General features: G+C 71.9%; 23 protein-coding genes and 1 pseudogene. 16 read left to right on the plus strand and 8 right to left on the minus strand.

Translation table 11 applies throughout. The features are described 5' to 3' along the window. Positions 1–323 (plus strand): annotated as a pseudogene (locus U8525_RS23225) (hypothetical protein); the annotation flags it as partial. A 21-nt stretch (positions 324–344) separates the two neighbouring features. Next, complete coding sequence (locus U8525_RS23230) at positions 345–1,127, plus strand: TatD family hydrolase (protein ID WP_374268481.1); 783 nt, start codon at positions 345–347, stop codon at positions 1,125–1,127. A 146-nt stretch (positions 1,128–1,273) separates the two neighbouring features. Here the strand turns inward: U8525_RS23230 and U8525_RS23235 are convergent, their stop codons facing one another. Then, the gene (locus U8525_RS23235; protein WP_374268482.1) at positions 1,274–1,549 is read right to left on the minus strand and encodes a hypothetical protein; all 276 of its coding nucleotides are present in this window, start codon (positions 1,547–1,549) and stop codon (positions 1,274–1,276) included. Positions 1,550–1,873: 324 nt separating this feature from the next. Here U8525_RS23235 and U8525_RS23240 point away from each other — a divergent pair, with 324 nt between their 5' ends. From U8525_RS23240 to U8525_RS23260, 5 genes are all read left to right on the plus strand, one after another. Further along, on the plus strand, positions 1,874–2,113 hold the full coding sequence (locus tag U8525_RS23240; protein ID WP_374268483.1) for a hypothetical protein: 240 nt from the start codon (positions 1,874–1,876) through the stop codon (positions 2,111–2,113). Next, positions 2,110–3,138, plus strand: coding sequence for an amidohydrolase family protein (locus U8525_RS23245; RefSeq protein WP_374268484.1), 1,029 nt, complete (start codon positions 2,110–2,112; stop codon positions 3,136–3,138). Before U8525_RS23240 ends, U8525_RS23245 begins: the two co-directional genes overlap by 4 nt. A 102-nt stretch (positions 3,139–3,240) precedes the next feature. Next, positions 3,241–3,621 (plus strand): response regulator, encoded by a 381-nt coding sequence (locus U8525_RS23250; RefSeq protein ID WP_374268485.1) that lies wholly within the window; start codon positions 3,241–3,243, stop codon positions 3,619–3,621. A gap of 72 nt (positions 3,622–3,693) precedes the next feature. Then, positions 3,694–4,533: an ABC transporter ATP-binding protein gene (locus U8525_RS23255; RefSeq protein WP_374268486.1), complete on the plus strand. Its 840-nt coding sequence runs from the start codon at positions 3,694–3,696 to the stop codon at positions 4,531–4,533. Continuing rightward, positions 4,530–6,194, plus strand: coding sequence for a hypothetical protein (locus U8525_RS23260; protein WP_374268487.1), 1,665 nt, complete (start codon positions 4,530–4,532; stop codon positions 6,192–6,194). The genes U8525_RS23255 and U8525_RS23260 overlap by 4 nt, the downstream gene beginning before the upstream one ends. Positions 6,195–6,200: 6 nt before the next feature. On the opposite strand, the gene U8525_RS23265 is transcribed toward U8525_RS23260, so the two are convergent. Beyond that, positions 6,201–7,577 (minus strand): VWA domain-containing protein, encoded by a 1,377-nt coding sequence (locus U8525_RS23265; RefSeq protein ID WP_374268488.1) that lies wholly within the window; start codon positions 7,575–7,577, stop codon positions 6,201–6,203. On the opposite strand from U8525_RS23265, the gene U8525_RS23270 reads away from it, so the two are divergent. The 8 genes from U8525_RS23270 (at position 7,576) to U8525_RS23305 (ending at position 17,092) form a co-directional block, all read left to right on the plus strand. Further along, positions 7,576–8,607, plus strand: coding sequence for a histone deacetylase (locus U8525_RS23270; RefSeq protein WP_374268489.1), 1,032 nt, complete (start codon positions 7,576–7,578; stop codon positions 8,605–8,607). The two genes, U8525_RS23265 and U8525_RS23270, sit on opposite strands and share 2 nt — an antisense overlap. Positions 8,608–8,691: 84 nt before the next feature. Beyond that, positions 8,692–9,405 (plus strand): hypothetical protein, encoded by a 714-nt coding sequence (locus tag U8525_RS23275; RefSeq protein ID WP_374268490.1) that lies wholly within the window; start codon positions 8,692–8,694, stop codon positions 9,403–9,405. Between the two features lie 55 nt (positions 9,406–9,460). Beyond that, positions 9,461–9,853 carry a peptide chain release factor-like protein gene (locus tag U8525_RS23280; RefSeq protein ID WP_374268491.1) on the plus strand — a complete coding sequence of 131 codons (393 nt, stop codon included), beginning with the start codon at positions 9,461–9,463 and terminating at the stop codon, positions 9,851–9,853. Between the two features lie 197 nt (positions 9,854–10,050). Then, the gene (locus U8525_RS23285) at positions 10,051–14,289 is read left to right on the plus strand and encodes a hypothetical protein (RefSeq protein ID WP_374268492.1); all 4,239 of its coding nucleotides are present in this window, start codon (positions 10,051–10,053) and stop codon (positions 14,287–14,289) included. After that, positions 14,286–14,885, plus strand: coding sequence for a type II secretion system protein J (locus U8525_RS23290; RefSeq protein WP_374268493.1), 600 nt, complete (start codon positions 14,286–14,288; stop codon positions 14,883–14,885). Before U8525_RS23285 ends, U8525_RS23290 begins: the two co-directional genes overlap by 4 nt. Then, entirely contained in the window at positions 14,882–15,985 is a 1,104-nt protein-coding gene (locus tag U8525_RS23295) for a PilW family protein (RefSeq protein ID WP_374268494.1), read from the plus strand. The genes U8525_RS23290 and U8525_RS23295 overlap by 4 nt, the downstream gene beginning before the upstream one ends. A 26-nt stretch (positions 15,986–16,011) precedes the next feature. Further along, positions 16,012–16,638 carry a hypothetical protein gene (locus U8525_RS23300; RefSeq protein WP_374268495.1) on the plus strand — a complete coding sequence of 209 codons (627 nt, stop codon included), beginning with the start codon at positions 16,012–16,014 and terminating at the stop codon, positions 16,636–16,638. A gap of 31 nt (positions 16,639–16,669) precedes the next feature. Continuing rightward, complete coding sequence (locus U8525_RS23305) at positions 16,670–17,092, plus strand: HD domain-containing protein (RefSeq protein WP_374268496.1); 423 nt, start codon at positions 16,670–16,672, stop codon at positions 17,090–17,092. Between the two features lie 84 nt (positions 17,093–17,176). Here the strand turns inward: U8525_RS23305 and acnA are convergent, their stop codons facing one another. From acnA to U8525_RS23330, 5 genes are all read right to left on the minus strand, one after another. Then, positions 17,177–19,912 carry an aconitate hydratase AcnA gene (gene acnA / locus U8525_RS23310; protein WP_374268497.1) on the minus strand — a complete coding sequence of 912 codons (2,736 nt, stop codon included), beginning with the start codon at positions 19,910–19,912 and terminating at the stop codon, positions 17,177–17,179. Between the two features lie 128 nt (positions 19,913–20,040). Beyond that, the gene (locus U8525_RS23315; RefSeq protein WP_374268498.1) at positions 20,041–21,300 is read right to left on the minus strand and encodes a phosphatidylserine/phosphatidylglycerophosphate/cardiolipin synthase family protein; all 1,260 of its coding nucleotides are present in this window, start codon (positions 21,298–21,300) and stop codon (positions 20,041–20,043) included. Positions 21,301–21,401: 101 nt separating this feature from the next. Then, complete coding sequence (locus tag U8525_RS23320; RefSeq protein WP_374268499.1) at positions 21,402–23,009, minus strand: FHA domain-containing protein; 1,608 nt, start codon at positions 23,007–23,009, stop codon at positions 21,402–21,404. A gap of 7 nt (positions 23,010–23,016) precedes the next feature. Beyond that, entirely contained in the window at positions 23,017–23,946 is a 930-nt protein-coding gene (locus tag U8525_RS23325) for a helix-turn-helix transcriptional regulator (RefSeq protein ID WP_374268500.1), read from the minus strand. After that, complete coding sequence (locus tag U8525_RS23330) at positions 23,943–24,971, minus strand: helix-turn-helix transcriptional regulator (protein WP_374268501.1); 1,029 nt, start codon at positions 24,969–24,971, stop codon at positions 23,943–23,945. Before U8525_RS23330 ends, U8525_RS23325 begins: the two co-directional genes overlap by 4 nt. Positions 24,972–25,330: 359 nt before the next feature. Between U8525_RS23330 and U8525_RS23335 the strand changes: the two genes are divergently transcribed. Continuing rightward, the gene (locus tag U8525_RS23335) at positions 25,331–25,804 is read left to right on the plus strand and encodes a hypothetical protein (protein ID WP_374268502.1); all 474 of its coding nucleotides are present in this window, start codon (positions 25,331–25,333) and stop codon (positions 25,802–25,804) included. A gap of 26 nt (positions 25,805–25,830) precedes the next feature. On the opposite strand, the gene proB is transcribed toward U8525_RS23335, so the two are convergent. After that, on the minus strand, positions 25,831–26,955 hold the full coding sequence (gene proB, locus U8525_RS23340) for a glutamate 5-kinase (protein WP_374268503.1): 1,125 nt from the start codon (positions 26,953–26,955) through the stop codon (positions 25,831–25,833). Positions 26,956–26,971 lie beyond the last annotated feature (16 nt).

The following is a 26,971-nucleotide window of genomic DNA, read 5'->3' on the forward strand; positions in this document are numbered from 1 at the left end:
GTTCCTGGTGGCCCTGCCCCTCGGTCGGGGCATCGCGCTGGCGGCCGGTGCGGCCATCAGGGCGGGGCGCATGGCCGGCGGCGTGGGGGGCCGGGGGGGGGGGGGCGGGCCGGCTGCACCACCAGTACCTCCCGGACGAGCTGTGGGTGGACAAGTGGGGGCTGGAGCCAGCGACGCTGTCCGTGCTGGAGGCCAAGGGCCACAAGGTTCGCCGGGTGGACGCCTGGGGCGACGCGGAGGCCGTCTACAGCGACCCGCGCACCCACCTGCGCTATTCCTCCAGTGACCCGCGCAACGAGGGCGCCGCGACGGGCCAGGACTGACGCGAAGGAGGACCGCTGCCCGTGGCCGAGCCGATTCCGCTCTTCGATGCGCACCTCCACCCGGAGGCCCTGACGGACCAGGACCTGGAGTCCATGCGCTTCTTCGGGGTGGAGCGGGCCCTGGTGGTGGCGCATCACTTCCCGGAGCCCACGGCCAAGGGGCTGCGCCAGCACTTCGACCAGCTGGTGGAGAAGCAGCTGCCGCGCCTGGAGCGGCTGGGCATCCGCGCCTGGGCCGCCCTGGGCGTGCACCCGCGCTGCATCCCGCGCCGGGGCCTGTCGGAGGTGCTGAGCCACCTGCCGGACTACTTCGAGGGCGGCCGGGTGGTGGCCCTGGGCGAGACGGGGCTGCACGTGGGCGGCGAGGAGGAGGAGGAGGCCTTCCTGGAGCAGCTGGCCCTGGCCCGCCAGCTCAAGCTGCGCGTGGTGGTGCACACGCCGCTCAAGGACAAGGAGCGCCACACGCGGCGCATCCTCACGCTCCTGCGCCAGTCCGGGCTCCTGCCGTCGCGCGCGCTGGTGGATCACGCCAACGCGCGCACCGTGCGGACCATCCTGGAGGTGGGCCACTGGGCCGGCCTCACCCTGCACCCGGAGGCCCTCCAGGCGGACCGGGCGGTGGCCCTGGTGCGGCGGCTGGGCAGCGAGCGCCTGGTGCTGGACTCGGACGCGGGCGACGGCGCGGGGGACATCCTGGGGCTCGCGCGCACGGCGAACCTCCTGGGCAAGGCGAGGCTGTCCGAGCGCATCGTGCGGCGGGTCACCCGGGACAATGCCGCCCGCTTCTTCCAGATCCACGACTGAGCGCGCCATTCGCGCGCCGTGCGGGTGGCGCGCGGCGCGTTGAAAAGTGGACGGCCGCCCGCCCGTGTCAGCGCTGTAAATGCAGCGGGCCCCGCGCGGTGAAGCGCGAGGCCCGGGGCTTTACACCTTCACCTCTGGAAGAGGGACTAGTTCACCGACATGGAGGCCGGGGCCTCCGGGTGCAGCGTCAGCCCCTGCGCGTCCGGCGCCAGCCGCACCTGCACGGGCACGCCCTGGGAGCGGTACTCCGCCAGGGAGTCCGCCGCCTCGTCGAGCAGCTGCTGATAGCGCTCCTCCAGCTCCACCGCGATCAGGAGCATGGTCTCACCAGCGTCCGTCACGCCCGGCCGGTACACCTGGCACCGCTGGAACCGGGCCCAGCGACCGTTCTGCATCTTCACAAGCTCGCCGTCGTAAGCCATGGGCAGGACCCTCTTGCGTGAAATCCGACGGTCGCAATGTAGAGGTGAATCCGCCCGCTGTCATCCCCCCGCCTGAAAATTCGTAAACCCCCCGGGATTCCGAGTGGTTGCCAACACTCAAGGGCGTGCGCCGGGCCCGCCCGGCGGCCGGCCCGGCGCAAAATGTAAAGTGGGACACTGTCAACGCGGTTAACCCGGCCCCGGGTCGCATGCCGCGTCGCGCTGTCAACACTCGGTGATCCCGGGCGGCCGGGAGGGGCGGCCGGGGGACGGGGTGGGACGGACGCGTGGCGGCGGCGCGGGGCATCCCTTAGATTCCAGCGGATGAAGTTGCCCCTGCCGTTCCGTCGCGATCGTCCCGTCATTCCGTCCGCCAACGCGCAGGACCACGCGGAGCGGTTGATCGCCGAGTCCCTGCGCATGCTCGGCCAGGTGTGCTCGAAGGTCGCGGACGCCATCGAGGCGCAGCGGCTGGAGCGCCAGGGCTACGCGCACAACAGCTACCTGCGGCGCCTGGACGAGGAGGACGCGAAGAAGCCCTCCGGGCCGGGCACGGGCGGATGACGGCGCCCCCAGGGCCCCGCGCCGGGCCTGGCCCGGGCGAGCACGCGCACGAGGACCCCGACGCGCCGGTGCCCTGCCTGGCGTCCTCGCCGGCCGCGACCTGGCGGGAGCAGGGCATCCAGATGCCCATGCCCGCGCTGGCGGACGAGGAAGGGCCCCGCGTGGACCCCGGCCTGCCGCCCGTCGTGGACGCGCACGTGCACCTGTTCCCCGACCGCGTCTTCGAGGCGGTGTGGCGCTGGTTCGACCGGTACGGCTGGCCCATCCGCTACAAGCTGCACACGCCGCGCGTGCTGTCCTTCCTGCTGTCGCGGGGCGTCCAGCGCGTGGTCGCCCTGCACTACGCCCACAAGCCGGGCATGGCGCGCGCGCTCAACGCCTTCGTCGCGGAGGTGGCGAAGGCCGAGCCCCGCGTCATCGGCCTCGCCACCGTGTATCCAGGCGAGCCCGACGCCGTCGGCATCCTCGAGGAGGCGTTCGCCCTGGGGCTGAGGGGCGTGAAGCTGCACTGCCACGTGCAGGCCTTCGCGCCGGACGCGCTCCAACTGCACGAGCTCTACGAGGCGTGCGCGCGGGCGGGCAAGCCGCTCGTGATGCACTCGGGGCGGGAGCCCTCCAGTCCCCAGTACCCGGTGGATCCGCATCAGCTCTGCGCCGCGGAGCGGGTGGAGCGCGTGCTGAGGGATCACCCCACGCTCAAGCTATGCGTGCCGCACCTGGGAGCGGACGAGTTCGACGCGTACGCGCGCCTGCTGGAGCGCCACGACACGCTCTGGCTGGACACCACCATGGCGGTGGGCGGCTACTTCCCCGTGCCCTTCCCCAGGAAGGCGCTGGAGGCGCGGCCCGAGCGCATCCTCTACGGGACGGACTTCCCCAACATCCCCTACGCGTGGGACCGGGAGCTCCGGGCGCTGGCCGGGCTGGGGCTGGACGAGGCCGCGCTCGCGGGCGTGCTGGGAGGCAATACGCTGCAGCTCTACGGCGAGGGCGGATCACCGCCCCCCGGCGCGTCCAGATGTTGAAAAGAAACGAAGGCCCTTCCGCAATGAGGAGGGCATTCCCATCTTCGTCCCCATAGAATCGCGGTCCCCAAGAAGACGCCGCCACTCCAGAGGCTCAAGCCCATGTCGAACTTCATCCTGGTCGTCGACGACGACGCGAGTCACCGCACGCTCATCTGCGATGCCCTCCAGGAGATGGGCTATGCCACCATCGAGGCCCAGAACGGCCGCGAGGCGCTGGACCTCCTGGAGGACGACATCCCGGGCGCCGTGCTCCTGGACCTGCGCATGCCCGTCATGAGCGGCTGGGGCCTGCTGGACGCGCTCAAGAAGATGCCGCGGGCGCGCAACCTGCCCATCATCATCATCTCCGGCTACGGCTTCGAGTGGGAGGCGGAGCTGGTGGGCGCCGCCGGCTACATCTCCAAGCCGGTGGACCTGGACAAGGTGCGCGCCACCGTGCAGCAGATCGTCGGGCCGCCGGAGGTGGCCATGGTGCATTGAGTCGCAAGCGCCCGGCGGGCCGCACCATCCGTCAACCCGAGGATTGCCGGCAGCCCCTGGGAGCATGGTGTGATGGCGTCCTTCATGACGCCCCCTCCTGCTGAACCGGCCGAGCTGGCCATCGACGCCCGCGGCCTCGTCAAGCGCTTCGGCACCTTCACCGCGCTGGACGGCCTGGAGCTCCAGATCCCCAAGGGCGCCTTCTACGCGTTCCTGGGTCCCAACGGCGCCGGCAAGTCCACCTCCATCGCGCTGCTCACCGGCGTGTACGGGCCCGACCAGGGCACCATCCGCATGCTCGGCGTGGACGCCGTGGCGAGGCCGCTGGAGGTGAAGCAGCGCGTGGGCGTGGTGCCGGAGGAGCTGAGCCTCTTCGAGCGCCTCACCGGCCGGCAGTACCTCACCTTCTGCGCGCGCATGTACGGGCTGGACGGCGCGGAGGCCGCGTCGCGCGCGGTGGAGCTGCTGGAGCTGACGGAGCTCACGTACAAGGCGGGCACACTGGTCGCGGAGTACTCCAAGGGCATGCGCCGCAGGCTCGCCATCGCCGCGGCGCTCATCCACGCGCCGGAGCTGGTGCTCCTGGACGAGCCCTTCGAGGGCATCGACGTGCTCGCCGCGGGCGTCATCCGCGAGCTGCTTCGCGAGCTGTCCCGCCGGGGCGTCACGCTGCTGCTCACCACGCACGTGCTGGAGATCGCCGAGCGGCTGGCCACGCACGCGGGCGTCATCCGGGGCGGGCGCATGCTGGACCAGGGCCCGGTGGAGGCGCTTCGCCAGCGCCACGGCGTGGCCACGCTGGAGGCGGTGTTCGAGAAGCTGATCGCCGTGCCGGCCGCGCGCAACGCGAGGCTGTCGTTCTACGGCGAGCCCGCGGCGAACGTGGTGCCGCTGCGCCGGGAGTCCGCGTGAGCCGCCCGCGTCCGAAGGTCCCCGGCTTCCTCCAGCACCTGCTGCTGCTCTGGGGGCTGCGCCTGCACCTGGGCCTCAACCAGGGGCCGGGCAGGAGCCGGCTGCTCGCGGTGGCGGCGTTCGTGGGCTCCAGCGCGCCGGGCGTGCTGCTGGGCTTGAGCTTCTTCAAGCTGATGCGGCTGCCGCTCATCGTGCACAGCAACGTGTGGCCGTACTTCATCCTCAACCTGCTGTGCTTCGTCACCGCGGCCACCTGGGTGACGTGGCCGCTGTTGTCCGCGGGCGTGGATGACCACTCGGAGCTGTCGCGCTACGCCGCGTTCCCCATCTCGCCGTTCCGGCTGCTGATGGGCTCCACGGTGGCAAGCCTCTTCGAGCCGCGCGCGCTGGTGTTCTACGCGCCCCTCACCGGCGCGGCGGTGGGCTATGCGTCGCGCCACCGGCTGGCGGCGCCGTGGCTGGCGGCGGTGCTCTACGTGCTGTTCGCGCTCTTCTGCGCGGCGTGGAGCCGGGTCGGCCTCTACACGGTCATCAACGTGCTCCGGGAGAAGCACAGCGCGCGCATCATGGGCGGCGGCATGGTGGCGTTCCTCGTCGCCGCGTCGTTCATCCCGCCCATCGACACGTCGTGGCTCACCAGCGTGGGCGAGGCGGGCGTGGGCGCGCTGGACATGAGCCTCATCATCAACGCGGCGGTGGCGCTCAGCCAGGTGCCGCCGGGCTTCTTCGGCGACGGGCTGGGGCAGCTGGCGCACGGGCGCGTGGGCATCGCGATGCTGGAGGCCTTCGGGCTCCTGTTCTTCACCGGCCTGGGCATGGGCGTCGCCTACGCGCTGCTGATGCGCTTCCACCGGCAGGCGGGCGGCCGCTCCGGCGGCGACCGGGGCGATGGAAGCGACCACGACCCGTTCGCCACCACGGGCTCGCGCTTCGACACGCTGCTGCGGCGCGAGGTGCTGGACCTGTGGCGCAACCCGCGCGCGCGGCTGCTGGCGGCGGTGCCCTTCATCCTGGCCATCCTGCTGAAGCTGCTCTCCGGCCGGGACCTCTTCGTGTACCTGCTGGGCGGCAGCGCGGACGCGTGGGTGATGGGCGGCCTGAGCATCTATGGCGCGGTGGTCATCGCGTCCACGTTCTCGCAGAACACCTTCGCGTACGACGGCCACGGCTTCGCGGTGTTCCTGGCGGCGCCCATGAGCCTGGCGGACGTGCTGCGCGCGAAGAACCGGGTGCAGGGCGTGGCCGCGCTGGGGATGGCGGTGCTGGTGGGCATCTTCTACCGGGTGTACTTCGGCGCGGGCTCGCTGGTGGACTTCCTGTGCGCCATGGCCGCGGTGGCGGCGGTGGTGCCCATGCTGCTGGCCGCGGGCAACTTCCTGTCGCTGTACTTCCCGGTGAAGTTCCACGCGAGCCTGAAGCGCCGCGACCGCGTCCCCCTCACCGCGTCCATGCTGGGCATCCTCGCGGCCAGCGTGGGCTGCATGCCCTTCGGGCACGCGCTGCGGGCCGCGGGGAAGGACGGACCGGGCTGGCAGTCCGTGGCCTTCATCCTCGGCTTCGCCGTGCTGCACCTGGGCGTGTACCGGGTGACGCGCCCCTGGGCGATGCGGCTGCTGGAGCAACGCCGGGAGCTCGTCCTCCGGGCGGTGACGCGCGAGTAGCCGCGCTCAGTAGGTGACGCCGAACTTCGCGGCCTGGGTCTTCACGCTCCGCATCACGTTCGCGTCGAAGGCGTCCTCCTTGGCGGGGGCGTTCTTCGTGAGCCACTGGTCGCGCTCGGTGGCGAGCTTCGCGACCTTCTCCTCCAGCACCTTGCGCTCGGCGGCCATCTGCTTCACCTTCGCGGCCTGGGCCTCCTTCTCGAGGCCCTTGAGCTCCTGGGGCAGCTCGTCGTCCTTGAGCTTGTCGAGCGCCGCCGGCTCCTCCAGCAGGTCCACGCCGCCCGCGACCGCCGCGGGCGCGCTGCTCACCGCCCCGGCGCTGGGGGCGCTCTTGCCCGCGCTCCGGCTCGTCTTCATGTAGCTGATGCGGTCCGCGACGGCCTCCGCGGCCATGCCCTTGGTCGCCTCGGCGCGGGCGCGGTTCACCGCCTGGGCCTCCGCGCGGCCGCCGTAGAGCGTCTTCGACGCCAGCTCCGCGTTCACGCGCGCCAGCTCCGCGTCATAGGGCGTGGCCACCGCCACCATGCCGCCCGACGCGTCGATGGAGTCGAAGGTGCCGTCCGTCAGCTTCGCCACGTAGCGCCAGGACTCCTCGGTGGAGGAGTCCGCGCCGCAGCGCACCGTGTTCACCACGATGTGGCGCTCCTTCGCGCGCTTGGACCAGAGCTTGAAATCCCAGGCGGCCTCGCGCTTTGCGGGGGGCGCGTCGCCCACCAGGAAGATGACCTTCATCACCTCGCGGTCCTGGCTCCACTTGAGCAGCGACACGGCTTCCCCCAGGCCGCGGCCCACGTGCTCGGGGAAGTCCCCGCCCCCGTCCGCCTGGAGCTTGCGCAGCTCCGTGAACATGGAGTCCATGTCGTCGCTCAGGTCGAAGCGCTTCGTCACGTAGGCGTCCCCCTGGTCCCGGTACGCCACCAGCGCCACCTTCAGGTGCGGCGTGGGCTTGCCCTTCGCGATGCGCGACGCGATGGAGAAGATCTTCTGCTTCGCGCCCTCCAGCAGGCCGCCCATCGACCCCGTCGTGTCCAGCACGAACGCCACCTCGATTTCAGGCCGAGGGCCCTGGGCCTGCGCCTGCGCGTCCTGTCCCTGGGCCCGCGTCTGCGTCTGCGCGTCCTGTCCCTGGGCCTGCGTGCCCTGCGCCGTGGGCGTCTGGGGTCCGGTGTCCGGCGTGTAGGTGGGCCGCGTAGGCTTGACGGGCGCCCTCTCCACGGCGGGGCTCTCGGTGGCGGGCTTCTCGGCGGCGGGCTTCTCGGTGGCGGGCTTCGTGGGCGTGGACGCCGTCGTGGGCACGGGCGTGGCGGCCCAGGCGGAGGTGGCGAACAGACCGGTGGCGAGCGCGGCCGTCAGGACGGCCCGCGAGAGGGGCTTCAGGTTCATGGGTGGGCTCCGGAAGACGGACCTTGCGGGCGGGCTCATCCGCGCCGCCTGCTCCTGTAACGGACGGGCCTTCCAGAAGTTCTACGCCCCCGGTTGCGCCCCTCCGGAGCGGGCGCTACGCCCCGGGTCCGTGCGCGTCTTCCACATCGACCGGTACCCGGTCCCCCTGCCCGACGGGCACCGCTTCCCCATGGAGAAGTACCGCCTGCTGCGGGAGCTCCTGCTCGCGCGCGGCGTCCTCCCTCCCACCGTCTTCCACGAGGCCCCTCGCGCGGAGCGGAGCGAGCTGGAGCACGTCCACACCCCGCGCTACCTGGACGCCTTCCTTGGCGGCGGCCTCACCGACGCGGAGCTGCGCCGGCTGGGCTTCCCCTGGTCGCACAGGCTCGTGGACAACGCGCGCGCGTCCGTGGGCGGCACCCTGGCCGCCGCCCGCGCCGCCCTGCGGGACGGCTTCGGCGCGAACCTGGCCGGCGGCACGCACCACGCCTTCCCGGACCACGGGGAGGGCTTCTGTGTCTTCAACGACATCGCCGTGGCCATCCGCGTCCTCCAGGCCGAAGGCGCCATCCGCCGCGCCGTGGTGGTGGACCTGGACGTGCACCAGGGCAACGGCACCGCGGCCGTCTTCGCGGGGGACCCGTCCGTCTTCACCTTCTCCATGCACGGCGAGAACAACTTCCCCTTCCGCAAGCAGCCCTCGCACCTGGACCTGGGGCTGGAGGACGGCGTGGGCGACGCGGAGTACCTGGCCACGCTCGACGCCCACCTGCCCCATGTCCTGGAGTCCGCCCACGCCGACCTGCTCTTCTTCCAGGCTGGCGTGGATCCGCTGGCGGAGGACACCCTGGGTCGGCTGTCGCTCACCCACGCGGGGCTGCGCGAGCGGGACCTGCGCGTCATGCGCGCGGCGAAGGAGCGCGGACTCCCCGTGGTGCTCACGCTGGGCGGTGGCTACGCGCGGCCGCTGGCGCCGACGCTGGAGGCCCACGTCGGGACTTATCTCTCGGCCTGCTCGTTGTTCCGCTGACGCCCGCCGTCCCCGGGGCCGCTTGCGGGCCCGCGCGCCCCAGCTTCATGATCCGCCCCGCCGTGTCCTCCCTGGAGCCCTCCCATGCCACGTTCGTTCCCCCGTCTCGCCGTCCTCATCAGTGCGCTGGCCCTGGGTTGTGGTGGCAACACGCCCTACTACCACCTGGACTGGGGAGGTCAGGACACCGTCACCGCCGCGCCCGGCGACTCCGTCCCCTATGACATCGCCCTCCAGCGCATCGCGGACAACCTGGGGGAGGTGCGCGTGCGCGCGGCGGTCGCGCCCCAGGGCGTCACCTTCGGCCCGGACTTCTCCCTCCCGGAGGGCGAGACCATCGTCAGCACCACCGCCACCATCACGGTGGACCCCGGCGTCACGAGCTACGGCGTGAACGCGCTGCAGCTCGTCGCGGAGGACCCGGCCAACAACGTCACCGCCCAGGGCAACATCTCCCTGGTCATCCTGGAGCCCCCCGAGCCCTACAAGGACTTCTCCATCGCCGTGGAGCCCCGCCAGGTGAACGTGACGCCCGGCCAGTCCGCCCAGGTGACGGTGACGGTGACGCGCGTGGAGGGCTTCACCGGCGCGCTCACCCTCTCGATGGAGACCCCCTCCGACACCAAGCGGCTCGGCGTCGACGCCATCACCCTGGCCCCGGGCGAGACGACCGCGCAGGTGCGCGTCACCACGGACCGCTCCCTCGACACCCTGCCCTACGTGGTGAAGCTCGTGGCCACCGACGAGCAGGGGCGCACCGCCAAGACGGGCTTCACCTTCAACCTGAACCCGCGCTGAGTGTCAGGCGCGGGGTACCGGCGGCGTCCCGGCGGCGCTAACTTCGAGGACCGCCATGCCGCCGCCGACCACCCCCATCGCCCCCGCACGACGCCAGGCCGCCCGGGAGGCCCTCGCCCTGGATGACGAGGCCCTGCTGAAGGTCTGCGACGTGGAGTTCTTCATCGCCTCGGGTCCCGGCGGCCAGCACCGCAACACCACCGCCAGCGGCGTGCGCCTCACCCACCCGCCCACGGAGCTGTCCGTCACCGCCACCGAGCGCCGCAGCCAGTCCCAGAACAAGGACGCCGCCGTGCGCCGGCTGCGCGCCGGCCTGCAGGCCCTCACCTTCGTCCCCAAGGTCCGCAAGGCCACCCGCCCCACCCTGGGCTCCAAGCGCAGGCGCCTGGAGGACAAGAAGCGCACCTCCGAGAAGAAGGCCGGCCGGGGCGGCAGGCTGGGCGACTGAGCGTCCGGCGCTATGCAGGACGTGCGGACCTCGCAAGGTTTGCATAGCCATCCACGCCGCCCGCCCACAGCCACACGGTTTCTTTCCATGAGGCTCCCCGTACCGGAGCCCCCCATGCCGGGGCACACGGTGTGCACAAGCCAGGGGTGGACCCTGACCCCGACCGGGTCCATTGCTCCCCAACCCCCGGTGAACCCTTGGCCCCCTTCTCCCCCAGAGCTTCCGCGACGCGGCGAATCCTGCTGGGACTGGCGCTGCTGACGGCGCTGCCGGCGTCCGCCACGGACATCGTCACCTTCAGCCAGGGCGCGCTCATCATCCCCGAGCAGGCCACCTTCCAGCAGGGCTGTGGAAGCCTGTCGGCCTACGGCCTGGTGTGGCGCCTCTTGCAGTCCAACGAGGCGGGCGGCTTCAACGCCAACCACCCGGTGACGGTGTACCTGGCCATCGACGACACGAAGCAGTCCCCCAACCGGTGCGTGCCCACCAACAAGCACCTGCCGCCCGCGCCGAACAACGGCCGGTGGAACGACCCCAGCTGGAATGACGGCTGCGACTTCCACGTCTCCCGCGCGGACGCGGCGCCCGTCGTGCCGGTGCCCCCTCTTCAGGCGCTGCCCGCCAGCGGCCTGTTCCCGGAGGCGGCCGTCGACAACTTCGCCACCAGCACGGGCGAGGCGCGGCCGAACTTCGCGCGCGCGACGCTCACCTCCGCCGCCGGCTTCCGCGACGTCCAGTACATGGGCGGCGCGTTCATCATCGACGCGAAGGACGCGAAGAACGCGCTCGACTTCCTGAACTCGTCCGCCGGGCCGGACGCGCCGAACAAGTTCCGCAGGCCGTGCAACTGCGACACGTTCACCAACAACAGCGGCTGCTTCTACGTGCGCATGCACCAGGCCACCATCGAGTTCAACGCCCCCATCGGGCGGCGCCTGAACCGCGTGCCCCCGAAGATCGCGCTGCTGGACCTGGACGACAACAACGCCGGGGACCGCTCCTACGTGAAGGGCGGCATGCTGGACGACTACCTGCGCAACGCGGGCCTGGACTTCCCGGGCGCGGGCGGCTGCCCCGAGGGCACCACCAGCGGCTGCACCCTCAACGGCAAGCGCCCCGGCCTCATCTACGACGCGCTCCACGCCAACGCGGACCTCATCTCCACCGCCGCCTTCCCCCACGGCCTGCTCAACGCCGTGGACCCCGTCACCCAGCGCCCACGCTACCGCGTGTTCTGGGCGCCGCACTGGGAGATCGGCAACAGCACCCGGCCCGAGTACCGGAGCAACGGCGACGGCGCCGGCAACCAGGCGGAGAACGTCCTCAACAACATCGCGTACTTCACCAACCAGCGCGGCAACGGCCTGTTCGCCGAGTGCGCCAGCATCTGGTCCTACGAGCACACCGACCGGGTGGGAGGCGGGCTCGTGCCGTCCTCGCGCTTCCAGGGCGACGGCAACTTCGAGAAGAACAAGCTCTCCGGCGGCTCCACCTGGAACGGCCGCAACTGCACGGACCCGGACTACGGCAACGAGGCCTCGCCCCGCCCCGCGTGCGTCCTCTACCCCAACCCGGGCGACCCCTTCTCCCAGCTGGGCGACTTCCGCTTCAACAACGTGGTGGGCCACACGGAGAACTACCGGACGACCTACAAGAACGGCGTGCGGCGGCTGGCGGTGAGCTGGAAGGACTACGCGCCCGGCCACCAGTACGACAACGCGACGCAGGTGGCGGCGAACAACCAGCGCGGACACGACTTCTTCACCTTCAACCAGAAGGACAATGATCCGCAGAAGGCGACCATCGTCTACCTGGCGGGCCACGACTTCAAATCGAGCGTCGCGGGCACGCGCATCGTGCTCAACACGCTGCTCAACCTGGGAAGCGAGCCGCTGCAGAGCGAGCGCACCGTGTCCGCGCCCGTCGCGCTGGACGACACCAACGGCACGGACTCCAACGGCTCGCGCGCCCTGCTCTTCAAGACCTCCTACAACGCCGTGACGGGCTACCCGCCCGGCGCGGACACGTACACGCCCGCGCAGGGCTCGCACTGGGTGTTCCCCTACTACCCGGGCACGCTGCGCGCGCACTCGCTCATTGGCGGGGACGCGCTCTCCGCGGGGGAGAACTCGCTGTCGGACGGCACCCTGTGGAACGCGGACGCGCGCATGCCCGCCCCCGGCGACCGCAACCTCTTCACCTACTTCGGCGGCGAGGTGACGGAGAACCCGCCCCTGGGCCCGAACCGCACGGCGCCGCACGGGGTGCTGCAGGTGGGCTGGCAGCCGGAGGAGGTCTCCGGCACGCGCATCAACCGCGACTACGGCGCCGCGCCCAACCCCGGCTGCGTGGACGTGCTGAAGCTGGGCCGCGCCAAGGCGCGCGACGGCACCGACGTCTACGACTTCGTGAAGGGCCCGGACGGCGTCTGCGACCTGCAGCAGGCGACGCAGTACTCGCCGCAGGCGGGCGGCACGGACTTCGGCGTCACCAACGAGCTCATCAACAAGACCCAGCTGTACGTGGACTTCAACGCGGTGGCGATGATGCTCCAGCGGGTGCGCGGCTACTGCTACGCCACGGTGTCCGGCCGGGACGGCGCCAGCGAGACGCCCATCCTCCAGCCCACCACCAGCCAGTGCAACAACGAGGACGCGGACAACAAGGCGCACCTGGGCGGCTTCATCCACTCGTCGCCGGTGGTGGTGACCGCCAGCCCCTTCATCGCGGACCGGGGCGCCCCCCGTCCCACGGTGGCCTACGCGGCGGGCCTGGACGGCCAGGTCCACGCCTTCTACGTCTCCGGGGGCGCGCGCTACGACGGCCCGGCGGAGAACCTCCAGTTCCCCAACCCGGACGCCACCTCCCGCTTCAAGACGGACTTCGCCCAGCGCTTCCGCACCGGCTCCCCGCCGGCGGCGGGCACGGAGCTCTGGAGCTTCCTGCCGGCCACGCAGCTGGCCGGGCTGCGCAACAACACCGCGCGGGTGAACAGCGCCCCCGTCGTCTTCGACGTGTTCGCGGACTTCGTGGGCACCGGCAGCCGCGAGTGGCACACCGTGCTCGTCGCCAACGTGGGCCAGACGGGGCGCGACCTGTTCGCCCTGGACGTGACGAACCCGCTCAAGCCCGTGCTGCTGTGGCACCTGGTGGGCAGCCACTTCGCCACCGCCGGCGCGCCGTACTCGGCGGTGGCGCTGGCGGACAAGAGCCTGGGCGGCACGGACTGGACGTACACCTGGGACGAGGACTCCAGCCACTTCCTCCTCCCGCCGAGCATCGACCCCGGCCGTCAGGCCAGCGGCCTCTATGACTACAGCGGCCTGGGCGGCTCGCGCGGGCTGTCCGTGGGCGTGGGCCGGCTGGGCCTGGAGCCCGTGTACGCCGTCTTCGTCGCCTCCAGCAGCTCCGGCGTGCTGGCGGCGCCGGACTCGCCGGCCTCGCCCGCCAAGGGCGTGCAGGTGTTCGCCATCGACGTGGCCACCGGCCAGAAGCTGTGGCAGTGGCAGAAGGCCTACGGCAGCAGCGTGGACAACAGCGCGCCCGCCGCCCCCACCGTGGCGCAGGACTCCAGCGGCGCCTCGCGCCTCTACGTGGGGGACATGGAGGGCCGGCTCTGGGAGCTGGACGCGTCCACCGGCGTGAACGTCAACGTGTCGCGCCTGGGCCCCGTGTGCACGGACACCGCGCCCTGCAAGTACACGGCGATGAACATCGGCGGGCTGCCCATCACCAGCCAGCCCATCAGCACCAACGTGGGGCTGGCGCGCATCCCGCGCGACGCGGCGGACGCCTCCGCCTTCGGGCAGTACAAGGGCAAGACCGTGGCCCTGGTGGGCACCGCCGGCATGGACTGGGTGCCGGACACCGTGGGCGGCCGCTTCCACGCGCTGCTGCTGGACGCGGACCTGCGGCTGCCGCTGGGCACGGACGGCAAGCGGCTGGACGGCACGGCCATCAACGCGAGCCTGGCCCACACGGAGGCCACCACCTACGGCGTGCTCCAGGAGCCCTCGCCCTTCCCGCTCGTCTTCGCCGCGCCCGAGCACGTCTACGGCAACATCACCATCGCCGGGCGCACCGCGTACTTCAGCACCGCCGAGGAGTCCGTGAACGACCCCATGCTGCTGAGCGCGTCCGTCGGCGGGCACACGTACAGCATCGACCTGGGCAACACGGCGGCGTCGCAGCAGGACATCCGCCCCATGAGCGGCGCGTCGCTGGCCAACTACGGCGGCGTGGCCGTCTACCACCGCGACAACGGCGGCACGTCCACGGACTACGTCGTGGGCGCGGAGGTGAGCGCCCTGCGCGTCACGCGCATCGACAACGGCAGCAACACCGGCGCCTCCAGCCCCAACCCGCTGGACTCCGTGAACGGCGAGAACGGCGTGCTCTACCAGCTCCTCAACTGGAGCCAGAGGTTCCTCGAATGAGCCCCCCTCCTCTTTCCGCCTCGCGGCGGGGCAGCGGCCTCCTGGAGGTCCTCATCTCCATGAGCGTCCTGGCGCTGGCCGCCGTGGGCGCGGTGATGGGCATGGTGGCCGCCACGCGCGACGTGAAGGACGGCCAGGTGCTCCAGGGCCGGCGCATGCTGCTGGAGGCGCGCGTGCAGCGGCTGTGGCTCGCGTCCAAGGCGGACCTGGCCAACCAGGCCATCCCCCGGCCCGCCCTCTTCCCGCCGGAGCTGGCCCTGGGCACGGCGCCCTGGCAGCTGGACCCCAGCGCGCCCCTGCCGGGCGACGTGGGCACCGGCGCCTACTTCCGCGTGCGCCCCACGGGCCAGGTGGAGCCGGCGCTGGACGTGCCCGCCGGCACGCCCTGCACTGCCTCCACGCCGGACTCCGTGCTGCCCCGCGACGTCTACTGCCGCGAGGTGCTGGTGACGCAGGGGCTCCCCAAGGACCTGCCCCCCGCGGCCCAGGCGCTGGTGCCCGCGGGCGCCCTGCCCTTCACCTTCTGGACGCGCGCGTACCGCAAGAACGACAGCCTGGAGCGCGCCATCGTGCACAGCGAGGTGTTCGTCCTATGAGCCGCCACCCGGGAGCCGGCGCGCGGGCGCGCGGCATGACGCTGCTGGAGACGATGGTCGCGGCGGCGCTCGCCACCATCATCCTCGCGGCGGCCACGGCCCTGCTGCTCGCGGGCGGGCGCGTGGTGCACAACACGGAGCACGTGGCGGACAGCCACGACAACGCGCGGCTCGCGGGCGAGACGCTGCTGTCCGCGGTGCGCCAGGCCGGCGCGGGCATGTCCGAGGGCCTCTGGGTGGTGTCCAACGGAACGCCCCAGCGCATCAACCCCGTCTTCGGCGGGGACGGCGGGGGCGCGGGCGTGCTCGCCGCCACCACGGCCGGCAACGTGCCGAGCGTGGATGGCAGCGACGACCTGTGGCTGGTCGTGCCGGACCGCAACTACCTGGGCCGCGACTGCGCGCCGGGCGCGGCGATGACGGTGGTGAAGCCAGGCACCGGCGCCCTGGAGGTCAACTGCGTGGGCGTGCCCAGCGGCGCCGAGCCCGCCAACCCCATGCTGGTGGCCAGCAACATGAAGAGCGCCGCGCTGCTCACCCAGGCGTCCGTGACGAGCACCCCGCCCACCGCCACGGTGAGCTACCTGGAGACCGGCGTGCCGGGCTTCTCCAACGCGCCCCACAAGGGCGGCTTCCAGCGCGGCGACCTGGTGTACCCGGTGCGCCTGCTGCACTTCTTCATCGGGACCAACACGAGCACCGGCCGCAAGGCGCTGATGCGCGCGGAGGGCAGGCCCGGCGCCGACGTGGCGGGGCGGCCCTTCGTGGACATGGGCGACCCGGTGGTGGTGCAGGACTTCGTGGAGGACTTCCAGGTGGCCTTCGGCCTGGACGCCGCGAGCACGGGCGACCCGGCCCGCTACGACTTCCAGAACGGCCTCAAGCCTGAGTTCACGCCGGGCCTGCGCTCCGTGCGCGTCAGCGTGGTGGCCACCGGCCGCTCGCCCCGGCGCGACAATCGCAACGAGGCCGTCCTCTCCGAGGACCTGCCCCTCTCGGTGGAGAACCACCTCCCGGCCGCGGGCCCCGCGGACGGCTACTTCCGCAGCCTCTTCTCGCGCCGGGCGGAGCTGCCCAACCTGGCCTCGGCCAGCCTGTGAGCCCATCTCCCATGAGGCCCTCCGCCATGCCCCCGCGCCCTTCTTCCCGCGCCACCCGAGGCGCCACGCTGCTGCTCGTCGTGCTGCTCGTCACCGTGCTGCTGGGGCTGGTGGCGGGCGTGATGGCCTACGCCAGCAGCGAGCGCACGCGCGCCGTCACCTTCAGCCGCACGGGGCAGCGCCAGGGCTGCGCGGAGAGCGGCCTGCAGCTGGCGCGCGGCTACTTCGGCCGCAACTACAGCCAGTGGAACGCCTTCCTGAGCGCGCCGTCCATCTACGACCCCATCGCCTCGCCCACCAACCCGTCCCCCGCCGAGCCGCGCACCGCCGCCGGCCGCGCCGCCATCAAGACGGCCAACCCCGCGCTGTTCGCGGACCTGGACGGCGACGGCAAGGACGACGTGTACCTCTACATCCGGGACAACGAGGACGAGTTCAAGCCGCTCGCCCCGGCGTGGGACCGCGACAATGATCAGCAGGTGGTGGTGGGCGCCATCTGCATCAGCGAGACGCTGATCCCGCGCCGGGGGGCCGGCAACCAGCTGGACCCCAACGCGCTCGCCGTGGAGGGCATCCTCCAGTACAACGGCGGCGGCCACGCCTACACGGCGCAGTCGGCGGGCGGCACGGGCTCCGGCAACCTCAACCGTTGAGCCGGCCGCCGGGCGTGCGAAGCTCTCTCCCATGCCCACGCTCGAAGACGCCATCGCCCTGGCGGTGGCCGCGCACCAGGGTCAGCGCGACAAGGCTGGCCAGCCCTACATCCTCCACCCCCTGCGGGTGATGCTGCGCCTGTCGTCGGACGCGGAGCGCACCGCGGCCATCCTCCACGACGTGGTGGAGGACACGCCCTACACGTTGGAGCGCCTGCGCGAGCTGGGCTACCCGGAGGACGTCCTCTCCGCGCTGGACTGCCTCACGAAGCGCGAGGGCGAGACCTACGAGGCCTTCATCGAACGGCTGCGCCCCCACCCCCTGGCCCGCCGCGTGAAGCTGGCGGACCTGGAGGACAACATGGACGTGCGCCGGCTGAAGGACGTGACGCCCAGGGACGCGGAGCGCCTGTCGCGCTACGTGGCCGCCTGGACGCGCCTGCGCGCCGAGTAGCCTCAAGAGACACGGCGGCCCGGCGACCCTCCCGTGAAGCGAGGGCGGCCGGGCCGCGAGACCAGCGGGCGACGTCCGCAGGGCCTACGCCTTGGCGAGCTGGCGGAGCACGAACTGGAGGATGCCGCCGTTGCGGTAGTAGTCGAGCTCGTTCGGCGTGTCGATGCGGCACAGCGCGGTGAACTCGCGGGTGCCGTTCTCACCGGTGACCTTCACGGTGAGCTTCTTCTGCGGCGCCAGCCCGTCCGCGATGCCGGTGATCTCGAACGTCTCGTGGCCGGTGAGGCCCAGCGACTGCGCGTCCTGGCCCGCCTCGAACTGGAGGGGCAGCACGCCCATGCCCACGAGGTTGGAGCGGTGGATGCGCTCGAAGCTCTTGGCGATGACGGCCTTCACGCCCAGCAGCTGCGTGCCCTTGGCCGCCCAGTCGCGGCTGGAGCCCGTGCCGTACTCGGCGCCCGCCAGCACCACCAGCGGCGTGCCGTCCGCCTGGTACTTCATGGACGCGTCGTAGATGCTCATCCGCTCGCGCGTGGGGATGTGCACCGTGACGCCGCCCTCCACGCCGGGGACCAGGAGGTTCTTCAGGCGGATGTTGGCGAAGGTGCCGCGCACCATCACCTCGTGGTTGCCGCGGCGCGCGCCGTAGGAGTTGAAGTCCTTGGGCTCCACACCCTCCGCCATGAGGTACTTCGCCGCGGGGCTCGTCTTGGCGATGTTGCCCGCCGGGGAGATGTGGTCCGTCGTGACGGAGTCCCCCAGGAGCGCCAGCACGCGCGCGCCCTTGATGTCCTGCACCGCCTTGGGCTCCTTCGGGAGGTTCTCGAAGAAGGGCGGCTTGCGCACGTAGGTGGACTTCTCATCCCACTTGAACGTGGAGCCCTTGCTCACCTGCAGCTGCTGCCAGAGCGTGTCGCCCTCCATGGCGTTGGCGTACTGGCGGCGGAACTGCTCCGGCTTCACGGCCGTGCGGATGGTCTCCTTGATCTCCTCGTTGGACGGCCAGATGTCCTTGAGGAACACCGGGCGGCCGTTGGGGTCCGTGCCCAGCGGCTCGTGGTCCAGGTCGCGGCCCACCTCGCCGGCCAGCGCGTACGCCACCACGAGCGGGGGGCTCGCCAGGTAGTTCATGCGCACGTGCGGGTTGATGCGGCCCTCGAAGTTGCGGTTGCCGGACAGCACCGCCGCCACCACCAGGTCGCCCTCCACCACCGCGTTGGCGACAGGCTCCGGCAGCGGGCCGGAGTTGCCGATGCAGGTGGTGCAGCCGTAGCCCACGACGTGGAAGCCCACGGCCTCCAGGTACGGCAGGAGGCCCGCGTCGCGCAGGTACTCGGTCACCACGCGGCTGCCCGGGGCCAGGGACGTCTTCACCCAGGGCTGCGGCTTGAGGCCCTTCTCCACGGCCTTCTTCGCCAGGATGCCCGCGGCCACCAGCACCGCCGGGTTGGACGTGTTGGTGCAGGAGGTGATGGACGCGATGACCACCGCGCCGTGGCCCACCTGGTAGCTCTGGCGGCCCGCCTTCACGCTGACGGTCTGGGCCAGCCGCTCCGGGGGCACCGGGGCCGCGGGGGCCTTGGCGCCGCCCTTGGGGCCCTCGTCGTCCTCGCCCTTGCTCTTGCCGGCGGCGAGCATCTCCACCAGGGACTTCTCGTACCCGGCCTTCATGTCCTTCAGGGGCACGCGGTCCTGCGGGCGCTTGGGGCCCGCGAGGCTGGGCACCACGGCGGCCAGGTCCAGCTCCAGCGTGTCGCTGAAGAGGGGGTCCTGCGCGCCGGCGTCCAGCCACAGGCCCTGCGCCCTGGCGTACGCCTCCGTCAGCGCCACCACGTCATCCGGGCGGCCGGTGAAGCGCAGGTAGTTGCAGCTCTCCTCGTCCACCGGGAAGAAGCCGATGGTGGCGCCGTACTCCGGGGCCATGTTGGCGATGGTGGCGCGGTCCGGCAGCGACAGCCCCTTCAGGCCCTCGCCGTAGAACTCCACGAACTTGCCCACCACGCCCTTCTTGCGGAGCATCTGCGTGACGGTGAGCACCAGGTCCGTGGCCGTGGCGCCCGCGGGCAGCTTGCCGGTGAGCTTGAAGCCCACCACCTGCGGAATCAGCATCGTGATGGGCTGGCCCAGCAGCGCGGCCTCCGCCTCGATGCCGCCCACGCCCCAGCCCACCACGCCCAGGCCGTTGATCATCGTGGTGTGGCTGTCCGTGCCCACCAGCGTGTCCGGGTACACGGTGCTGCCCTGGCGGAACGTCACCTGCGCCAGGTACTCCAGGTTCACCTGGTGGCAGATGCCGATGTCCGGCGGCACCACGCCAAAGCCCTTGAACGCGCTCTGGCCCCAGCGCAGGAACGCGTAGCGCTCGCGGTTGCGCTCGAACTCCAGCTCCGCGTTCTCCTTGAAGGCCGCGGTGGTGGCGAAGGCGTCAATCTGCACCGAGTGGTCGATGACCAGGTCCGCCGGGTTGCGCGGGTTGATCCTCGCGGGGTCGCCGCCCATGGCGGCGAGCGCCTCGCGCATGGCGGCCATGTCCACGACGGCGGGCACGCCGGTGAAGTCCTGGAGCAGCACGCGCGCGGGGTGGAAGGAGATCTCGGTCTCCGGGGCCGCCTTGGGGTCCCAGGCGAGCATCTTCTCGATGTGCTCGCGCTTGACGACGCGGCCGTCCTCGTTGCGCAGCAGGTTCTCCAGCAGGACCTTCAGCGAGAACGGGAGGCGGTTGACCGCCGGGTGGGCCTTCGCCAGCGTGGCCAGGCTGAAATAGTCGTAGGTGGCCGAGCCCACCTTGAGCTGGGCCTTGGTGCCGAAACTGTCCGTCATGTGCGTTGCCGTCCTTCCGTGCCGGAATGACGCAACTTCTAGGCGCGTCCCCCCCGGCATGCAAAGGGTTCCTGCACCGCGTTGAAGGCGGTGGACGGTTGGCTGGAACCCCGGCCTTACAGACGCGCTCAGAGCACCTTGCGGAAGAAGTACAGCACGCGCTCCACGGCCTTCTGCCAGAGGGGGCGGCGGCGGAAGGCGGCCAGGTCCACCTCGCGGCAGTCGCCGCAATCCAGGCGGAACGAGTCCTCCAGGTCACGCCCCAGCCGGGGGTCCGCGAAGACGGCGTTGACCTCGTGGTTGAAGGCCAGCGACAGCCGTTCCAGATTGAACGATCCGATGGTGCCCCACACGCCGTCCACCACGGCGGTCTTGGCGTGCAGCACGCCCCGGCGCCACTCGAAGATGCGGATCCCCGCGCCCATCAGCGGCTCGTAGAAGGCGCGCGTCGCGTGCTCGAGGAAGGGGTGGTCGCTCTTGCCGCCGTTGAGCAGCAGACGCACCTCCACCCCCCGCCGGGCCGCGTCCTTGAGCGCGGCCACCATGCGCCGGTCCGGCACGAAGTAGCCCGCGGCGATGAGCACGCTCTTCCGCGCGCGCTGGATGGCGTGCAGGTAGGCGCGGTGGATGCTGCGGCGGCTGGACAACACCGCCAGCCCCACGTCGCCCTTGGGGGGCAGGGCCTCCAGCGTCCGGCCCCCGCCGCGGATGCGCCGGCGCAGCCGGCTCAGGCGGTCGCGGAACATCATCCGCCACGTGGCCAGGAAGCGCCGCTCCAGCGCGTGCACCGCCGGGCCTTCAATCCGCAGCACGTCGTCGCGCCAGGCCACGCCCTGCCCCTCCGGGGCCCAGTGCGCCGCGATGTTCACGCCGCCCGTGAAGGCCACCGTCCCGTCCACCACGAGGATCTTGCGGTGGTCCCGGCGCAGCAGGTGGCGCAGCCCGCGCTGGAGGCTGAAGGGCTTGAACGCCCGCACGTCCACGCCGCGCTGGCGCAGGGACTCGAAGAAGCTCCTGCGGCTGGTCCACGAGCCCACCGCGTCGTAGAGCACCTTCACGTGCACGCCGCGCTCGGCGGCCTCCGCCAGCGCCTGGCCGAAGAGCTCGCCCACCGCGTCGGTGACGAACATGTACGTCTCCAGGCGGATGGAGCGGCGCGCCCGGCGGATGGCCTCCAGCATCTCCGGGTAGGCCTCCACGCCGTCGCGCAGGAGCCGGCACGCATTGCCCTGGAGGGTGTTGTGGCGCCGGGGCAGGTAGTACCGGGCGAGCAGGCGCCGGGACACCCCGGGGCTCCACACCGGGCCGTGCTCGGGCACCAGCCCCTGTGAGCGCGCCGCGGGCGCCCACCCTTCCGTCCGGTCCTCCTCCCCTCCCCGCTCAGGCATCACCCCATTCAGGGTGGGAACGGGGAGGGGGAGCGGCAACCGGGGCGGGCCCCACCTGCCTCTCCGGTGGGGTTGCACCGTCCATTAGACGACGGGCTTCGCTACAGCCCGTACTCGATGCGCTTGTTCTCCGCGCGCGTGGCGCACGGCTGGTCGTACTCGGGGAAGTACTCGCGCATGTGATCCAGCGTGGAGGCGGCCTGCTTGAAGTGGCCCTGGTTGTAGTAGCCCTCCACCTCCAGCAGCAGCTTGGAGCAGGTGCGGTCCAGCTCCTGCTGGGCGCGCTTCATGGCCTCCTGGGCCTCGTAGTAGAGGTCCGGCTTGGGGTCCGGGTGGGCCTCCAGCATCAGCCACGCCTCGCGGAACGCCTTCCAGGCCTCGTAGCGGTTGCGCGCCCCGATGTCCGGCGTGTCGAAGTTCTTGCGGCCCTTCTTGAAGGACTCGTTGGCCGTCTGTAGCAGCTGCTGCGTGGACAGCTGCTCGGGGAGGAGCGCGCGCTCCACCCAGACGTTCCAGATGCGCCAGGTGTCCTCGCCGGGCGGGTTGCGGGTGTTGTCGAAGATGATGCGGTTGGGCTCGCCCTTGCGCAGCTGCTGGGGCGGGATCATCAGCTCCAGCGAGCGCTCCTGGCTGGCCAGCGTGTCCGGGGGCACCTTGCCCACGTCCACGCCGTTGACGCTCACCACCACCTCGTCCTTGGAGATGCCCTGGGCCTGGTAGTGGAGGATGACCACCGCGCGCGTCGCGGCGACGAACTCCCACTCGAAGACCTTCATGTCCGGCCGGTTCCAGGTGACGCCGTCCCCCAGGCCGAACGAGTCCGTGATGGGCTGGTTGGACAGGCGCACGGGCTCCTCGCCCTTCTGCACCTGGGTCTCGCCGCCCAGCACCAGCCAGTACAGGAGCGCGAAGAGGCCCAGCACCACCACGCCGCCGCCGGCCATCACGCCCGCGCGGACCTTGGAGTTCGCCTCCGCCCAGAACAGGCGCAGGTTGGCCATCAGGCCCGGCGTCTCACGGCGGATGCGGGCGCGCTCGGCCGCGGACAGCCCGCCGCCGCTGGAGGCCCCGCCGCCGCGCGGCGTGCGGGCCACCGCGCGGGAGGACTGCGCGCCGGTGCGGCGCGCGGGCGGCGGCGCGGGCGCGGGCTTCTCGATGGCGGCCGGAGCGTCCTCCTCCGGGGGCGGCTCCTGCGGCACCGCGCGCTGGGCGGAGGAGGTGGGCCGGCGGATGGCGCGCATGTTCATGCGCGTGGACTCCGCGCGGATGCCCTGCAGGTCCTCCTCGTCCGCGCCTTCCGGCACGAGCACGGCGGCCTTCTTGTTGCGCTGCTTGCGCACGGAGTCGATGGAGACGATGCGCGTGCTGTTGGCGCCGTCCTCCGCCGGCTTCTCGTCCTCGCCGGTGGGCGCGTCCTCCGCCGCGATCGCGAAGAGGAACGTCACCGGCCCCAGCGTCAGCGTGTCGCCGTCCGTGAGTGCCTGCATCTGCACGGCGGCGCCGTTGACGACCGTGCCGTTGGCGCTCTTCTGGTCCTCCACGGCGTAGCCGTCCGCGTCCTTGAAGATGCGGCAGTGGCGGCGGGAGATGCCGGGGTCGTACAGCACCACGTCGCACTCGGAGGTGCGCCCGATGAGCACGGAGTCCTGGTCGAAGACGAACTCCTTGCCGGCGTCTTTTCCCTCGGAGATCGTCAGTTGGAAGGCCATGGGGGTCCTAGGAGCCTATCGAGGCATGCACGGCTCGGGCAACGGCGGCGCGCGCGCTCGCCGGCTCCAGCACTTCCGCCTCTCCGCCGAAGGATAGCACCCACTGCGTGAGCCAGCGCTCACTGTCTCCGGCCACCCGCACCTCCACCCCTCCGTCAGCAAGCGGGCGGGCGTCCTGGCCGAAGCGCTCCTTCACGTACGGGGCCGCCGTGGGCGTGAAGCGCACCCGGACGGAGGCCTCGCTGGCGCTCCGGGCCGGGTTGGGCACGTCCGCGCGGGCATCCGGCGGGGGCTGGAAGGCGGTGGGGGTGACGGCCAGGTCCTCCATGCGGTCCAGCCGGAACAGGCGCGCGTCCTGGCGGGTGTGACAGAAGCCCTGGAGGTACCACTGGCCCCGGTGGCTGAGCAGCTCGTAGGGGCGCACCCGGCGCGGCTCCGTGGGGCGGCCGGGGCTGGCGTAGCCGAACGTCACCTCCAGCCGCTCCAGGATGGCCCGGGTGAGGGGCCCCAGCGCCGGGGGCGCGTCCGCGGAGGCGTCGATCTTCCGGTACATGTCCCGGAAGCGCTCGCGGGCCGCGGGCGGGATGATGCCCTCCAGCTTGGTGAGGGCGCTCTGGAGCGCGTCGCCGGTGGCCGGGCGCAGGAGCTCCGCGGCGGCGGCCAGGGCCGCGGCCTCGCCCGCCGTCAGCCGGGGCGGCGCGAACAGGCGCTGATCCAGGTCCACGTAGACGCGGTCGTTGTCCACGTAGATGTCGATGTAGTCGTCCGGGTTGAAGGGCGGCCGGCCCACGCAGGTGAGCAGGTCCAGCTCCTCCAGCAGGTCCTCGCGGCTGATGTTGAGGGCCCTCGCCAGGGCCTCCACGGTGACGCCGGGGTGCTTGGAGACGTAGGGGACGAGGAACAGCAGGCGGCGCAGCCGCTCGTGGACGTTGCTCATGCGCTCACCCGCGGTCCTTCCTCCACCGGCGCGTGCTTCGCCAGGATGTTCGCCGCCATCTGCTCCAGGCGCTCGCGCGCCTCCGGGGGGCCCTCCACGCGGCAGTCCTGCCCCAGGGACAGGACGAAGCGCGTCAGCCCGTCCAGGAACGTCACCGGGAAGCGGGCCCGCACCACGCCCTCGGACACCGGCTCCAGCGCCGCGCCCGGGAACAGCGAGCCCGCGCGCGAGGCCTGCGGCCCGGTGAGCTGGAGCGTCACCTCCAGCGGCTCGTGGAAGCGGTACTGCCAGGGGAAGTACGCCACGTGGGCGTCCAGCGAGAAGTCCGCCGGCACCTCGAAGTCCGGCGTGCGCGGCCGGGCGGTGTTCACCTTCAGCTCGCGGATGCGGTGGACGTGGAAGGTGCGCAGGCCCTGGCGCAGGTGGCAGTGGCCCACCAGCGTCCAGACGCCGCGCCGCAGCGCCAGGCCGTAGGGGTCCACGCGCCGCTCCGTGACGCCGTCCTTGCGGGGGCTGCCGTAGGTCAGCTGCACCCACTTGTGCGCGGAGCACGCATCCCAGAGCTGCTCCAGGCGGGCGGAGACCTCCTTCTCCTGGCCCTGCTGGCCGGTGCCCAGCTCCATGCGCACGCGCGGGGTGGGCAGGGACTCACCGGCGAAGAAGCCGATCTTGCGCAGCGCGTGCGCCAGGTCGTCGCGGCCGGGGAACGCGCCGGACGCGAGCGCGGCGGAGCCGGCGGCGTAGAGCACGGCCAGCTCCTCCTTCGTGAGGTCCGCCTCCGGCAGGTAGTAGACGTTGCGGTCGACGAGGTAGCCGTCGCGCCGCTCGTCGTCGCCCTGCACGTAGCTCAGCGGGAAGCCCAGCTCGACGAGCTCCGCCTTGTCGCGCTCGAACTTGCGCTCGGCGGCGTCATCCGAGCCGCCGTAGTCCGCGGGGAAGTGCTCACGCAGCTCGGCCCACGAGATGGGTTCCCGCGCGTCGAGCAGCAGTGCCACGAGATCAAGGATGCGTTCCGTGCGGTCCATTCAGGTGATCGGTGACCATGGCGGACAGGACCCGGGAGATCAAGAGACCGGGGACTTCCGGGGTGGGAGAAGGGAGCAGGGTTTGAAACGAACAGAAAGGGAACACGGGAGAGGGACGGCTCCGTCCAAGGAGGGATAGCCGCCCTCAACTGAACAGGCAAGCAGGTACCGCCATGTACCCCTCGTTTCGTCCGCAAGCCAGCAGACAACCCCGGGCGTGGGGCTCGCACTCGGGGCGCGTCTGGGTTATTCCTTGGACCTTGTCGATTTGGGTGAGAAGCGACAGAGGGCTTCCTGGAAGCTCCGCTGTCCGCCATGGGGCCGACGCGGCGGACAGAAGCTTTGACGAGGGCTCGACCATGGACCGCACCTCCCTGTTGAAGAAGTGGCTTCCCGGGCTGGCGCTGGTGCTGCTGGCCTTCGTCTCCACCCCGGCGCACGCCCGCAACGAGCCGCTCTACTTCGCGCTGGAGGTCCGGCGGGACGGCCGGCTGATCGCCCAGCCCAAGCTGCTGGGGGAGGCGGGCCGCACGCTGCGCGCCGAGCGCCGCCGTCCGGGCGCCACGGTGCCGGACTACCGGCTGGTGCTCACGCCCAAGGGCGAGGGCGACTCGTTCCAGCTCCAGGTGGACCTGGCCCTGCCGGAGGGGGAAGGCCACTCGCAGCTCGCGCTGCTGCACGGCCAGGAGCGCAAGCTCCAGCTGGGCCGGGTGCCGGGGGAGCTGGAGGTGTCGCTGCTCCTGATGAGGGTGGACTCCCCGGAGTTCCGCGCGCTGATGCGCCTGACGGAGCCGACGCCCGGCACGGTGAAGTCCGTCTCCTGCTCCATCTAGCGAAGGCGGCCTTGCGCGGACCGCGGCTACAGCACCGCCAGGTCGTCGCGGTGCACCGCTTCATCCAGGTAGCGGTAGCCGAGCACCGCCTCGATGTCCGCGCTGCGCCGCCCGGCGATGCGCTTGAGCTCGTTGGCGTCATAGGTGGACAGGCCCCGGGCGAACACCGTCCCGGCCGCGTCCGTGAGGTCCACCGGGTCTCCCCGGCCGAACTCCCCCTCCACGCCCGTCACGCCGCTGGGCAGGAGGCTGCGCTTGCCGGTGACGATGGCCTCCTTCGCGCCCGCGTCCACCACCAGCCGGCCCCGGGGCCGCAGGGCGTGGGCGATCCACGCGGTGCGCGCGCTGCGGCGTCCGGCGGGCTCGAAGAGCGTGCCCACGGCCTCGCCCTGGAGCACGCCGCGCAGGCGGCCGGGCACCGCGCCGGAGGTGATGACGCAGGGGATGCCCAGCTCCGCGGCGCGGGCGGCGGCGCGGACCTTGGACGCCATGCCGCCGGTGCCCGCCGCGCTGGTGGCGTCGCCGGCGAGGGCCAGCACGTCCGCGGTGACGCGCGGCACGGCGGGCAGCAGGCGCGCCTGCGCGTCCTTGCGCGGGTCGGCGGTGTAGAGCCCCTCCACGTCCGACAGGAGGACCAGCGCGTCCGCCTCCACGACGCCGGCCACCAGGCTGGCCAGCGTGTCGTTGTCGCCGAACTTCAGCTCGTCCACGGACACGGTGTCGTTCTCGTTGATGACCGGCACCACGCCCGCGGCCAGCAGGCGCTCCAGCGCGTGCTTCACGTTGAGGTAGCGCCGGCGCTCCTGCACGTCCTCGTGGGTGAGCAGCACCTGGGCCACCGTGCGGGGCGCGTGGCCGAACGCCTCCTCGTACGCCTGCATCAGGCGGCTCTGCCCCACCGCCGCGCACGCCTGCTTGCCGGGGATGTCCCGGGGGCGCGCGGGCAGGCCCAGCCGCTCCATGCCCAGCGCGATGGCGCCGCTGGACACCACCACCAGCTCCCGGCCTCCGGCGGCCCACAGCAGGTCCTGGCCCAGCGACTCGAAGTGGGCGCGGTCGAAGCGGCCCGTGGCGCTCGTCAGCGCGTTGGTCCCGATCTTCACCACCACGCGGCGGGCCCCCCGCAGGGCGTTGCGTACGGAATCAGTCACGGGAAGCAGCGTAGGC

Source organism: Corallococcus sp. RDP092CA, assembly GCF_041903675.1.
Classification (GTDB): Bacteria; Myxococcota; Myxococcia; order Myxococcales; family Myxococcaceae; genus Corallococcus.